This window comes from Paenibacillus xylanexedens (assembly GCF_001908275.1).
Taxonomy (GTDB): Bacteria; Bacillota; Bacilli; order Paenibacillales; family Paenibacillaceae; genus Paenibacillus; species Paenibacillus xylanexedens_A.
This window is the reverse complement of sequence record NZ_CP018620.1, coordinates 2,026,924-2,040,888: the sequence shown is the minus strand read 5'-3', so window position 1 is coordinate 2,040,888 and position 13,965 is coordinate 2,026,924. Positions and strand designations below refer to the sequence as shown.

General features: G+C 45.9%; 14 protein-coding genes. All 14 read right to left on the bottom strand.

Going from position 1 to position 13,965, the window contains the following annotated elements; translation table 11 throughout:
- Positions 1–355 precede the first annotated feature (355 nt).
- A complete protein-coding gene (locus tag BS614_RS08970; protein WP_036606283.1) occupies positions 356–922 on the bottom strand; it encodes a hypothetical protein in 567 nt (188 codons plus the stop codon).
- Positions 923–1,060: 138 nt separating this feature from the next.
- A complete protein-coding gene (locus BS614_RS08965; protein WP_036606281.1) occupies positions 1,061–2,164 on the bottom strand; it encodes a toxic anion resistance protein in 1,104 nt (367 codons plus the stop codon).
- An 11-nt stretch (positions 2,165–2,175) separates the two neighbouring features.
- On the bottom strand, positions 2,176–2,928 hold the full coding sequence (locus BS614_RS08960; RefSeq protein WP_074093722.1) for a hypothetical protein: 753 nt from the start codon (positions 2,926–2,928) through the stop codon (positions 2,176–2,178).
- An 83-nt stretch (positions 2,929–3,011) separates the two neighbouring features.
- Complete coding sequence (locus BS614_RS08955) at positions 3,012–4,061, bottom strand: ATP-grasp domain-containing protein (protein WP_074093721.1); 1,050 nt, start codon at positions 4,059–4,061, stop codon at positions 3,012–3,014.
- Positions 4,062–4,910: an HAD family hydrolase gene (locus BS614_RS08950; protein WP_074096753.1), complete on the bottom strand. Its 849-nt coding sequence runs from the start codon at positions 4,908–4,910 to the stop codon at positions 4,062–4,064. It abuts the gene before it with no gap.
- Positions 4,910–6,061, bottom strand: a complete 1,152-nt coding sequence (locus BS614_RS08945; RefSeq protein ID WP_074093720.1) for a cysteine protease StiP family protein — start codon at positions 6,059–6,061, stop codon at positions 4,910–4,912. The genes BS614_RS08950 and BS614_RS08945 overlap by 1 nt, the downstream gene beginning before the upstream one ends.
- The gene (locus BS614_RS08940) at positions 6,058–7,491 is read right to left on the bottom strand and encodes a phosphoribosyltransferase family protein (protein ID WP_074093719.1); all 1,434 of its coding nucleotides are present in this window, start codon (positions 7,489–7,491) and stop codon (positions 6,058–6,060) included. The genes BS614_RS08945 and BS614_RS08940 overlap by 4 nt, the downstream gene beginning before the upstream one ends.
- The gene (locus BS614_RS08935) at positions 7,421–8,518 is read right to left on the bottom strand and encodes an HpcH/HpaI aldolase/citrate lyase family protein (RefSeq protein ID WP_244898328.1); all 1,098 of its coding nucleotides are present in this window, start codon (positions 8,516–8,518) and stop codon (positions 7,421–7,423) included. Before BS614_RS08935 ends, BS614_RS08940 begins: the two co-directional genes overlap by 71 nt.
- A 314-nt stretch (positions 8,519–8,832) precedes the next feature.
- Positions 8,833–10,089 carry a TerD family protein gene (locus BS614_RS08930; RefSeq protein ID WP_074093717.1) on the bottom strand — a complete coding sequence of 419 codons (1,257 nt, stop codon included), beginning with the start codon at positions 10,087–10,089 and terminating at the stop codon, positions 8,833–8,835.
- Positions 10,090–10,119: 30 nt separating this feature from the next.
- Positions 10,120–10,701 (bottom strand): TerD family protein, encoded by a 582-nt coding sequence (locus BS614_RS08925; protein ID WP_036606267.1) that lies wholly within the window; start codon positions 10,699–10,701, stop codon positions 10,120–10,122.
- Between the two features lie 93 nt (positions 10,702–10,794).
- On the bottom strand, positions 10,795–11,370 hold the full coding sequence (locus tag BS614_RS08920; RefSeq protein WP_062837432.1) for a TerD family protein: 576 nt from the start codon (positions 11,368–11,370) through the stop codon (positions 10,795–10,797).
- Between the two features lie 90 nt (positions 11,371–11,460).
- Entirely contained in the window at positions 11,461–12,054 is a 594-nt protein-coding gene (locus tag BS614_RS08915) for a TerD family protein (RefSeq protein ID WP_036672556.1), read from the bottom strand.
- A 35-nt stretch (positions 12,055–12,089) separates the two neighbouring features.
- Positions 12,090–12,536, bottom strand: a complete 447-nt coding sequence (locus BS614_RS08910; protein WP_036606259.1) for a tellurite resistance TerB family protein — start codon at positions 12,534–12,536, stop codon at positions 12,090–12,092.
- Positions 12,537–12,885: 349 nt separating this feature from the next.
- A complete protein-coding gene (locus BS614_RS08905) occupies positions 12,886–13,779 on the bottom strand; it encodes a hypothetical protein (RefSeq protein WP_074093716.1) in 894 nt (297 codons plus the stop codon).
- Positions 13,780–13,965 lie beyond the last annotated feature (186 nt).

The following is a 13,965-nucleotide window of genomic DNA, read 5'->3' as shown; positions in this document are numbered from 1 at the left end:
GCTCGGAGCACCCTAAACCGATAACACGTTCCAGCTCAGAGCCTCCATTAGACATGTTGTTTTCTCCACAGCGTCCAATATGTAATCATTTCTATGTACACATATGGTTATTATAGCGTATTTTACAATGCCGCTTCTATTCTTATTACCCTACTTTTCCCAATACAATAAACTTCTCTTCATTTTGGCAGTAAAAAAAGGAAGGTCTCCCTCCCCCGCAGCTAGTTGAAACTTAAAGTTTGTCCGCTCTACCAGGCATATCAGGTGGAAAAGAAATGCATGCCTGCAAATTAGAATGATCTGCCTAACTTCGCAGAAATATAGTTATCCGTTTACATACCGAACGGGATTTTCTCTACCATCTCCTGCGTCCACGATCACCCCTATTATGATCATTCAACTCACCAAGACGATCGTATGTCTCTTTATATATCCGTATCACGGCCTGAACTTTGATAAAATCAGCATCTTCCGGTCCAAGTCCCTCCATAAACATTCTCTGAATAATCTGTTGGAAGAATTGCACTCTGGCCTCAATCTGTTCTTGCTCAAGCTGTAATATGTCTTCGAAGCTGTGGTTCCCTATGTAATCCATCAACTCATCATCAGGACTGGAATAATCTGCGTTTCTCCGATCTGCTACCCATTCATCCGGCTCATTGGACTGGAGGTTAACACTGGTGCGTAATTGGGATAAGATGATTTTCTCTTTAGCCAACATGACATGAAAATCTTTGTTACGGAGCAGCTCCGATACAATCAGACTGCACATTTCACGGTTTTGGATCAAAATGCCGTCAAATGGATGCAGCGTCCACTCGCCGTTTGCATAATACAGGTTAAAGTTAAAGAACTCACTGCCATATTTGTATTGAATATTAATCTTGGTCTCATCAATAATCTCGAATGAAAAGTCCAGCATGTTCAGCAAGCTCCTTCGTATAACCCCAGATTTTAGCTTTATTCTATCAAATAAATGAAACAAAGAGACGCACTCAGCGTCCCTCGTAGAAAATAAAACCATGTAGCAATCTCAATACGATATGCAGCGAGTCCTACCCTAATCCAGGAAAGATCCTAATGCACTGGAATCCGGTTTGTTTTTCTCCGGAATGGCAGCAGCCTTCGGTCCTTCCAGACCCAGTCGATCACTCATTTTGGCGTTAAGGGTTGTCATCTTGTTGGTATAGTCATTACAGCTCTCGATAATCCGGCGATTAGACTGCTCGGACAGATCCAGGGCAGACATCAGATCACCCATCGCCTGATTGACCGCTTCAAGGGACATCGCCGGTTTGGACAACAGTTCGTTTGTTTTCTCTGTTGTTGTCTTCAACAATCTGGCGTTTTCCTTGAATTGATCTTCAATCGTCTTATTCGTAGCTTCCACAGCAGAAATGACCTTCTCCTGATCATTAAGAGCCATCGCAATCATGGCCGAAACGGTGATCAGATTCGCTGTTTTATCAATGGCATTATTAACGGAATCAATCAGCTTGTCATTGTTATCATTAATGATGTCGGTAGCTGCGATTGCCTGATTGTACAGCATGATCATCTCTGTCATGGATTGGGTACGTGTTACCACTTTGCGCAACCCACGCTCCAGATGTGCTTTACGATTCTCGTTCTCAGGCTTGGCAATCTCGGTTTCAAACAAAGCTTTTAACTGATTACCAAAAGAGATTTTGGTCTGCAGATTGTAGATCTCCTGAATGGAGGAACGTTTCAATTGGCGCATATTCACGATGCTTTCTTCCAGGTTGTCCTTGCCGTCCCGCAACCCGTTAATGATGGCATCAATGTTCGTGCGAACGGATTGATAACGGTATACGTAGTTTTTCAACGGGCTTTTACGTAACAACTTCCCGACAAAACTCACATTTTTACTCTGTTGCAAACTCTCACATTCATCACGGAGCTTCAGGATCATGTTGGATACCTCTGCCCGGTTCCCGGACATCAGTTCATTGACTGGGCGATCAAGCAACTTGAGAGTCTGTCCTGCTCTCTCTTGTGTTTTCACGCCCAACTTACCGATATCATCCATTAAGGTATCCAGGTGAGCCGGATCACTTTGGGATACTTTCTGAATAAGCTGCGTTGCTTCCTGGTTAATCCGTTGCTCATCTTCCTGCTTCAACTGAGCCCATTCCGTTGCCATGCCAATCCCTCCTATAATTCAGAGCTGTTATACCGTTGATGTATTAGTTCCGCTTTGTTCTGGAGCTCCATTAAGTCTTTATGTTCAATCGTTGATACAATATCCGATATCTTGGAATCCACGTCTCGAAGACCATTCAGCAGCATACGCCGATTATTACGTTTGGCTTCTCCACTTAAACGTAGAAATGGATTAATAAAACCGTTCAAATCTTTCAAAATCAGTCTGCGCACCGTATGGTTAATATCCCCGTTGTTTAACTCCTGAAGGGAAGGGATCACACGCTGCAAACGGGCAAACAACGCCAGTGATTTCTCCACGATTTCATTATCCAGCTCGTTCTTCTGACCTTCGGAGATGATCATGTCTTCCAAAACTTCCAGGTATTCAATCACCGGATCAAATACAGGATCTGGTTCGGTCCGGGAAGGCTTCGCTTGTTCTGTGCCCGCATGTTGTGCGGGAGTGGAACTCGAATGGGGCTGTGCCGGAGAGGCTTCTATCGCCCCTGTTGGCACTGCGCTCGGCGCTTGTCCACCATTCAAGCGGGATGGTTCATTTCCGATATCTGTTATGGGTACAGGGGCTGATGAAGAACTCTCGCCCTGTGTACGTGGCGTGGAACGTGAAGGAATCAATCCTCCGACCACAGTTGCCAGTGCCGGAATTGCCCACGTGATGACATCCGGTAGAAAGGGACTCGAGATCGCCGCGAGACCATAACCGACCAATGCGCCTATACCTATCTTCGTTTTCCGTAACATTACTTGTCCTCCTGCCTTAACAACACTTATCCGTATTGTAAAAAAACCATCCAGAAGGTGTCAATGTTGAGGGAAATTCTCAGCTAGACGTGGTGTACTCCGCTTACCTTCTGAACGTCGATTATAAATGGCTGTTCGATATGACTTCCCAGTATGCCAAACTTCGGATGAAGTGGTCCAATATCATGGCCAAGTGCAGACTTGACAGCCAGATACGGGAAGTTCACGCCCGACAGACAAGACATGTGCAACCCACCCGACATACGCGGATTAATCTCCAGCAGCTTCGGTGTATCCTTGCGATATTTCATCTGTATATTAAAATTATAAGGAATCTGATATACCTCTGCCACATTGCGGGCAATCGCCAGCAATTCCTCGTTTTCTTCGAGCAAGCGCAAACGTCCTCTTTCTTTTCTACGCGGAATAGCCGTTAATAGTTTCCCATTGCGATCCGAAAGACAATCAATGCTGTATTCATATCCTTCCAGTACCTCCATCACCATGACATTTTGAAAGGACGGAGCAGAAGAGAAAGCACGCAGGGCATCTTCATACGAAATGGAGTTAAGCGCGTATCCGAACAACTCCTGCAACGGATCACGTTCATTATTAATCACCCGGAATCCCATGCCGCCCTCACCATTACATGGTTTGAAGCATACATCATGTCCACGTGCACGCAGCGCCTCATATGCTTGCTGGAATTGTGCAGCATTACTGACTGTGAAATAATCCGGAATCTCCATAATGCCTTTCTCACGCACCGATTCATAGAACCGGTCTTTCTCCATCAATTGTTCCAGCAATTCCGTGTCCGAGCATACGATAACCCGTGTGCCGATCTCTTCGAACAGGGAGATATGTCTGCTGATGTCCAGCATGTTCCAGCGTGGAATAAACACATCAATCTGATGACGACGGCAAAAGTCGAAGCAAAAATCAACATATTCCCGGCCCGTTACACGCGGTTCAACTTCTGCAACATCACAGCCCTGTAATGCCATGTGTCCCGGATCAGGGTGAGTACCGTAGATCTCAAATTCCATACCGTCCTCATTGTCCCGAATCGCATTCATATAATGATACGTTACTGAGAACCAACGGTTGAAGTAAATCTTCATTTTTTTCATTTATACGGTCTCCCTTATCTCGGCATGGTCTATCTGGGTCTGTTGATCGTTATGAATACGGTGAACGTAATCGAGAATCTCATCTGCTGCAAAAGCACCGAATTGTTCCGTAAATTGATACGGTACCTGCTCAGGTACACGCTGTCTCTCCACATGTAACTCTCCGTGAGACGGAGCAATGGCGTAGTGCGCAAAGTCCAGCAAACAACGATCCAGCAAGGAATCACCCGAAGCAATCACAGGCCCATCGCCAATGCGTTGCCTAATATGCTCCACGGCAGCTCGTTTGTTCACGGCCGAAGGCACCAGATAGAGCTTCCGCCCCTGAATCGAACTCTCCCATCCCAGCGTCTCTAACACCCGAATCTTTTCCGCAATATGCTCCATCGGAAGCTTGTCACGTTCGATCAGCAATGCAAAGAACAGCTCATCACACAATCGCTGATTAATTACCCACTCCGGGCTCAGCACATCGTCAAATAAATCCAGGATCTCTTCGGGAGTAGCTGCCTGCTGACGAAGCAAAGAACGAATATGCAGATTCCATTCATCGTCTACCTGACCGTCAACAATGATGTTGCCACCATTACTCGTCACCGCATATTTCGGAATACATTCGCTCTGAAAAATATGAATGCGCCGGTACTGCTCCACTGTACGTGTCGTCACCGGCATAAATACAATGTCTTGTGGCAAAGACTGCAACCGCTCCAGTGCATATGCTGACATAAAAGCGGACAACTTGCCGTTAATCCACTCTGCGGGAACAAGTCCCGGTGTATCTTCGGGAATACGGAGCGCACGACGGGAGTACACCAGCGTCTGGTCCAGATCACTTGCGTAAATCATCATTCTCCTCCACCTCCCAGGGATTGAATAATGCCGCAACAGGAATAGGTTAATCCCGGATATACCTCAACCGGCACATTTCTGTCTCTGGCGAGCATCATGATATGTTGCAAATCCGGATTATCCAGACGGTCCACAAGAATCTTCCAAGGGACACGGCGCAGTAACACCCGGGTTGTTTCTCCGATTCCAGGTTTGATCAGATTAATGTTCGTAATACCAAAGGATTGCTGGATGGCTTCGATATCCTGCCAGCCTTTCCAAGTGATTTCCAAAGTATCGGTAGCATTGTCGTCCGAGCGAATCTCCACTTGGTTCATCATTTGCGGAAAATGCTGAGCAATAGTATCCACGTATTGGGTCGACACATCCGCAGAGGACCATTCACGATACCATTTGGCTCCGTGAAAATCTGCCGGCCCGATCAGATCATCGCGAAGTACTGTACGGCTCACCAGTCCCGATACCGTTGAATTCAGACAAGCGCTAGGAATAAGATAATCTTCCCTTGTCCCAAAAGTTCCTGAACATTGCCCCGGATCAGCCAACACAGCAAGATCATCATCAAGACTTACGCCATAAGTCCGTTCCATGTGGTCACAGGACTCTTTCAGCACTTTGCGAATAGCCCCTTTGCCTGTCCAACCGTCTACAAATTGAATGGCTGTTTCCAGACCATGCTGCTGTAAAATATATAAAATTGCGTTCTCGTCCATACCCTTGCCACGAATAATCGAAATGCTATAATGCGGAATCGTCACCTTGTATTTCAATTCAATATAACGTTTGATCAGGATGCCCACAGGTGTTCCGGCTCGAGCCAGAGATACCAGCACCAGATTCAGTCCCCTACGCTCTACAATCTTCTCAGCAACAATGGCGGTATGACGTGCGATTCTTGCAGCGGATTGTTCCAGCGTCTGATGGAACAGCTCGATGTATTCTGCTGTGGGCTGATATTCCACGGGCAACATCTCCGAATAATGAACCCCGGATTGGATCGCCTGCTCCCGTTCACCCGTTCCCTTTTCCAGATCCACATGGCTGATATCCTTCAGTAGGAAAACAACGTCCGATGCAGCATAACTGCCCATCGGTTCGGGAGACGGAATCTCACGTTGTCTGATTAGCTCCAGTGTAGTTAAGTTCATTGCTCGTTGTCCCCTGTCTTCTCTGGCAAGCCGCAATATACAATATGAATGTGTCCGCACCCCAACTGCCCCAGTACCTTCAACATCGGTTCCATTCTTTCTTCGGACATCTGTCTCTCCAGCAGAACAAAAATCTCATCATATTGTCCCGGAGCGATGTTATAGATAAAGTTACGAACAGATGCGTCTTCCGGTGAGGCATATCCGGCACCACTACGAACAGCATATCCTGGAGCCGGATGTGTATGGATTGGACTGCGGGTAGTGGATTGATACAACACGCCTTCTCCCATCTCGGCAGCAATACGCATCGGAATGTACATGAACTCCCCTGTTCCCATCACCAACGTCCGTTCTGCCTTACGCTGCGACCGAAGTCGTTCTGCAATCCGGCTAATCTCCTCACGTAATACCCCATTATGTCGGGATTGCATACCAAACCTGCCCGTATGCTGGACGTAGCTCGCTGTGCTACGTTTACCTTCACCATCCTCCGAAGTGGCATGCAGTTGATTGAAGTCATCGGCAACGGTAGAGGTTTGAAGCGTTACGGCAGGATGATATAGCTGCTCATCTTGCTGTGTTGGTTCCAACTGTGGAGTACCCACCACTTCAATGCGGCCCTTCAACAGGCTTAACGGTGTAATGGTAATCCCCAGTTCAACTTCCAGTTCGGCAAACCGAAGTTCGTCCGCTTCCGTACGCCAGTCCAACAGCGAAGCAATCACATATTGCTTCCGGGGGTATCTGGCCTGAATATCCCGAATGATATTCAACGTCGTTTTGCCCGTCGTAATCTCGTCGTCCACTAGAACAATCGGACCCTCTCCTGCAAAGGCTTCATGATCCAACGCATAACAACGATGAGCCATCGCATGGGAATGTTCTTCTTCAAATTGAATATCTGGATGCATCGCTGGAACATATTCGCGAGTGGTGTGAATATAGGAAGCTTGATCAGCAAACATCTCGTACATGCTGTGACCCAGCGCTGTAGCGGTCTCGGCAAAACCAACAAAACGAATCGTTTCCGATAAACTCAAGCTTTCTTGCAACAGCATGTTGTACACTTGCCGGGCTTGTTGGGGGTCAATCAGTCCCTCGACCATTTCCCGTTTCCACTCGGTGATCTGAACTTTCGTCTCTTCCGTCTTTTCAGTCAGGTGCTCATATAACAGAACAGCCAATGCTGCGCCACTCAGAAGCGAGGTATACGGGTTAACCGGGATGTGCTTGCCCAGCAGTCTGCTTACAAACAGAAATGAACGTTTCTTATTGATGCGTGCAGCCATGGAAAATAGAGATTCTAGTGGAAGTTGCAGCGGGTTATGTGTAACCTGAACGTTCAGACTGAATTGATCAAGAATTGGGAACGTAGTTATGTTGTTGTTCGTGCTTGGGCAAGAGCCCGACAAAATGCTGCTGTTCATGTAACACCCCATATATTTGTGATCGGATTAGAATTCGATTCGCCCAGTTCAAGTGTGGTTTAATCTCATTCATTTTGTTATAGTAATTACTTTTGAACACACCCAGGCTACCGTCATTACGGGCGATGATGTCTTGTGCATCGGAATATTCCTCATGTGTAACAACGTACATCGCTTGTACGGGCTTAATATGAGAAGGATGAATGATCGTTTTGCCTACAATTCCATTTTCCTTGTCCATCATGACTTCACGCATCAATCCATCCATTGTGTTCGTAATATATTTCATTCTCAGATGCAGCCCTGATTTGCCCAGGGTTTCTTCGAATGGAGTCTGTCGTAATTGAGGTTTGAACACGCGCTCCCGCTGACTGAAATATTCCCAGACTGGACCCGAGATCACGTACGGCTTGTCCATCCGTCCGAACAGATTGATAATGTCCGAGATACAGTCACGTATTGTGGCGATATCGTATATGGTTAATTCCGGGCTTCGGCGTAGTCCAAACAGGCTGGAGAAATCGGTCGCACCAATGCGTACATTGAGCACATATTCAACATTTTCATCGAGGATGTTACGAAGGCCCAGTAAGGTCTCCCAACGTGTCTCCCGATATATAATTGAAGCCGTTTCCAATATAGGCATTCCATAAAGAACGGGATAATGATCCGGTTTCCGTTGATTATACTTGCGGATCTGGTCAAAATAAGCTCTTCCATTGCCCACACAAAACTTGGGCAAAGCCACGCCTGTCAGCATGGACACCAATTCTCCCAACGTATCAATAAGACGTTCCAACTGTTGTGGTGAACGTACACGAGCAAACAGAAGAGGCATTCGATCCTGACTCAGCATGCCTGTCTCCATATAAGTCATCAGTTGAGTTAGATGCTGTACCAGACACTGCTCGGCAAATTCTACTTGGTCGTCACCCACAGCGTCCTCCAGATCAATAATAATGGTCGTCAGACCTTCATGTTTACCATTCATAATGTCGTCCGCGATATGTGTGCGCGTCGCGGGCATATATAGAGCAGCCCCAACAGCATATGCCAGTAGATCTTTGGAAGTCCGGTGATTGAACGAGACGGGTGAAGAGAAAAATAAAGTATCTTCTTCTTCCAGACTCAAAAAGTTAAAATATTTCAGGGTTGTCTCCTCCTCGCACCTTTGGCAATAGCCAATCTGCAATAGTTGATTCCAGCTGTCGGGGCATAAAAACCAATCCCTCCTTAGTCTGGAGGGATTGATGGTCTATTATCGAGGATAACGTTGGTCAACAGTATCCTTGCAATGGTGCTGACCGATACAGCGTTTATATATTGAATAAATACAAATGATTACTTTCTTCCCGCAACCCACTGCATTCCCCAATCATGAGCCTCGTCCAACGCCTGATGCCCATTATAGAACTGCACGATTCGTTCAATACTGAATGTCTCATTGTTCACATTGCGTAACATCGCGATGCCACACATGCCAAGCGGGCTCCCGTATTCATTCATTCGGACAATGATATCCGGGCCGTCCTTCTGCTGGATGGTTACCACACCGTCTACTTGAGACCAGTTGGCCACACCACCATAAATATAGGTGAATACCAAGATGCGCTCAATTTCCGAGATACGGGCACCATTAATCCGCAGATTCTCTCCCGTCTTAACCGATCCCGTCCGGTCATCCCCATCCAGTGCAATATAAGGGAATCGATTCAGTGAACCAAACGTCTGTCCCAAGGCCTGAATCACATCTCGTGTACCATCCTTCATCTCGAACAGGCAGCCCAAGTCCAGATCAACACTCTTGCTGCGACCAAACAACCCTTTGCTGCCCTGTTGATTCCAGTTCAGGTTAATCAGGATTTCACCAAGTCCCCCCGCATTTTTCTTGAGGTTAATGGTGTCACCCTTCTTCTTCAATTCAATTTTGCTGAAATTGATCGAATTCACAGGAGCAGGCGTCGGTTCTGGTGCGGGTGCCGGGGGTGGCGGAGTCGGTGCAGCTGTCGGGGGAACGGTTGAAGTCGTTGGTGCAGGGTCCGATCCACCATCCACATCCACACCAAAGTTAGCGCAGAGTGCATTCAAACCACCTGCAAAACCCGACCCTATTGCATTGAACTTCCATTCTCCATTATGACGATACAATTCACCGATGACAATCGCGGTCTCCACTGTAAAACCGCTTCCCAGATCATATCTCATTACTTCCTGACCTGTAGCTGCATTGGCAAACCGTAGAAAACCATGCTGAACCTGTCCAAAATGATGGCGTCGTGCTTCACCGTCATGAATCGTCAGGCTGAAGGCGATTTTCTCAATTCGGGCAGGGATTTTGCCAAGATCAATGGCGAATTGTTTCTTCTCGCCACCAACCTGTCCACCATCCATGTACGTGATGAACGAGGTAGAGGGCTGATTATAAAAGATAAAATCCTCATCTCCAGCCACTTTATTGTCTGAACCCAGAAGGAATGCTGATGTGTCCAGCTCTACACCCGAGGCTGCCTCCCAACCAATGCCTACCGTTAGACGGGACAAGCCCGGGTTGGTTTTGGTCAGATCACTCTTCTGGCCTTTCACGACAGAAATCGCCATAGCAGAATCACCTTTCTATGCCAAGTTATGTTATTGTGCATCCAGCCCGTAATTTTTGCATAAAGCAGATAGTCCACCAGTGAAGCCGCTGCCTACCGCCTGGAATTTCCAGTCCGCACCTGCACGGTAAAACTCACAGAATACCACAGCTGTTTCGGTAGAGTAGTCTTCTCCGAGGTCGAAACGAAGCACTTCCCGATCACTTGCAGCATCTACAACACGAACAAAAGCATTGGAGACTTGTCCAAAATTCTGCCCTCTTCCATCTCCATCATAGATGGTTACGGTAATACCGATCCGGTGAATGTGCGCAGGGATTTTACTGAAATCAACAACAACTTGCTCATCATCGCCGTCACCTTCACCTGTACGGTTATCACCAGTATGTGTTACTGAACCCGCACCGCCGCTTGGATTGTTGTAAAAAACAAAGTCATCCGTACCTTTGGCTTTTCCATCTTCGTACAACAAAAAAGCCGAAGCGTCCAGGTCAAAGTCGACTCCACCACTATATTTGTTTGTATCCCAACCCAAACCAACCACCACACGGGTAAGGCCCGGATTCGTCTTAGTCAGGTCAATACGTTGTCCTTTGGCAAGACTGATCGTCATTTGTTTTTCCACCTTTCCAAAATATGTGATTAAATGAAAAGGAGAACCGTCCAGGAGACGGTTCTTCCCATCCTGTAAGTCGTACTGTACGTCCTATTGCAAACCGTAGTCGCGTGTCAATCCAACCAATCCATCCTGGTAACCACTACCGATGGCACTGAACTTCCACTCGCCGTTATGACGATACAATTCACCAACAACTACACCTGTTTCGATGGAGAAGTCTTCTCCCAGGTCGAAACGAATCAGCTCTTCGCTGTTTGCTTCGTTAACGATTCGCACATAAGCACGGGAGACTTGTCCGAAGTTCTGGCTACGTTCTGTAGCCTCGTAGATCGTAATAGAGAAGGCAATTTTCTCTACATTTGCGGGTACGTTAGGCAGGTCGATATTGATCTGCTCATCATCACCATCGCCATCTCCTGTACGGTTGTCACCGGTGTGAACAACAGAACCATTTTCATTTTGTGGATTGTTGAAGAAGATGAAGTTTTTCTCGCCTTCTACTTTACCGTTTGCATTGGCACAGAATACCGATACATCCAGGTCAAAGTCTTTTCCGCCATCATACTTATTGGTATCCCAGCCCAAGCCTACTGTGATTTTTGTCAAACCTGGGTTTGTTTTAGTCAGATCGATTTTTTGACCTTTAGAGAGATTAATTGCCATCGTATGATCATCCTCGCTTATTTAAGTGTATTGTAGTTATCGTGACATATGAATATCAGGATTATTGTCGATTTAGGTTAAATCTTGTACTTAGGAGTACCTGCGAGCGAGTTCGTTGATATGTACCGCATGGGAACCCTCTCCAATTGCCGAGAATTTCCATTCGCCTCCATGACGATACAATTCACCACAGATCAACGCCGTTGAACCTGTGTAGTTTTCGGATAGATTGAACTTCACGAGCTCACTGGAATTTTTACCATCCAGAATACGAATATAAGCCTTCTCAATCATGCCAAAATCTTGCTTGCGATTGACACAATCGTAGATATTAACAACGATTAATACTTTATGAACATCAGCAGGAATACGGGACAGATCCATTTTGATCTGTTCGTCGTCACCGTCTCCCTGTCCTGTTAAATTGTCACCTGAATGGATAACCGAACGACATGCACTTTGTTTGTTGTGGAAGCAAACCAGGTTGGAGTCCTTCACCAACTTGCCTTCCTCATTCAACATGATCGCCGATGCATCACAATCGATATCCGCTTGTTTTTTTCTTCCAAAGAAACCTTTGGCAGTTACCGGGTCCCAACCGAGACCAGCAATCACCTCAGTAAGTCCTGCATTGCCTTTGGTTAAATCAATCTTTTGTCCTTTGACCAAATTAATGCTTGCCACTGATTTTCACCTCCCTTCATATGTAAAATAGCTACTTAGAGATTGAATTCACTCGGGTTCAGTCCAAGTACGATGCATATCTCGGCAACGACTCTTTTCTCCTGATCATCAAAGTTGCCGTCAGCTGAACCAATCGCACTGCATACACCCACAATAACGCGTCCTACATCCGGCTTGGCTTTGAATTTCCCAATAGCTTTCAGCGCTTCCTGCTTCCCGATCTCTGGAGAGAACTCAAAGTTCGCGACATAATGATTAAAGCGTGTAATCACTTCAGCCATATCAAATACTTTCAATTCCTGACTCAGGTTGATATAACCAGCCATCTTGTTCTTTTCTGCTTCATCAATGGAACCATCTGCAAAAGCAACCAGTGCACACCCTGCAACCACGGCATCCATAAAATCTTTATTTTTAAACTTTTTGACTTGCTCTTCAAGTCCTTGTTTTGTTGAATTTAACCAGCTTTTAAATGAACTCATACTCAACCTCCAATAGTTTCATACATGGTGTTCTTCACACTTTTTCATGGTTTTCAGTAAATTTTCATTCCTACATCATGATTGAATATAAGTTAAATTATTCCTTAACTATACTCTGAAATACGGCAATATTCTACATTAAAAAACAATTAATACCTTATGATACGCATCGTTCTGGATATAGTTTCAAGCGGATTTCAAAAAATTGCTCGACACCTCTTTTCTTGTTTCCACTCTCACGCACAACACATAGAACCCTGACCACCGATCGTCTCGGCAGTCAAGGTTCTATGAAATACCTCAGCATATATATATTTCGTTCAACTCATTCAAATTTTATTCAATACTACTATTCCTTTCCGTAAATCTCCTCTACACGTTCTTCCTCATTGGTAGACAACAGAACATTAAGCAACCCCATGGCATTATTGGCATCGGTTCTCGTCGTCTTGTACATCTCGGCAAACGCCGTTTCATCCTGCTCCGGGTCCATTGCAGCAAGCTCGCCCCACGACGTGCGGGCTTTGTCGTATAGCGTACTCAACGTAATGTCACGCGGATGCTGTGCAACAGGTGCCATGGATTCAAATTTCGCTGTGACCCTGAAGAAATCCATCGAATCCTGGAATGATGTACTGCTATAATCCTTATTTTTCATCGCATCCTCAGTAATTAGTAGACCTTCACGGGCGATAAACAGTGTTTTCACCATGGCACGCTCCAGATTGGTTGCTTCTTCCCAAGTTATATAAGATTCATCAGGTGCTTGTACGGTTGTGAAAAATGGAAAGGCATCATCAATTAACCGCTGCGAATCGGAATGAATTGGAACCTCTGCATTCATGTCCACAACGGCATCACTATAGTTGGCCACATTAATATTTTTGGAACCTTCCTCACTAACCCGACGCACCGGATGATCCGTAAGCGGGATACGGATATAACCGAGTTTATCCGCATACTCCTGCTTCAACTCTTCCAGTGTGGAGTCCTTTCCAATCTTGCCGTCGTCAGCTGAAGAAGATTCGTCTGTAGTTGAACCTGTCTCCTCACTCTCATTCGAACCGGTTGCTGCGGTTTCTGTTACAGCAGCATTCGAGCTGCTTGTTTCTGATGAAGCAACTTCTGTACCGGAAGCAGACTCCGGCGATGACGTCTCTTTCGCTCCGCCACCACATGCTGTCAGAATCGCTGTCAAACCAAGCATAACTGTGAACGTCTTTATCGTATAATTCCATTTCATCGTATATCTTCCCCTATCGTATGTATATTCCTGAGAACCATTAACCTCTGCTCCAAGACTTGAACACCTGCTTACAAAAATATCCTTTCATATAACATGCTTGATTCACACAATTGGACATGGTCTACATTCTATCATAAGTTAAAAATCGGTTGTATACGACGATATACCTGTGTCTAAAGCCTT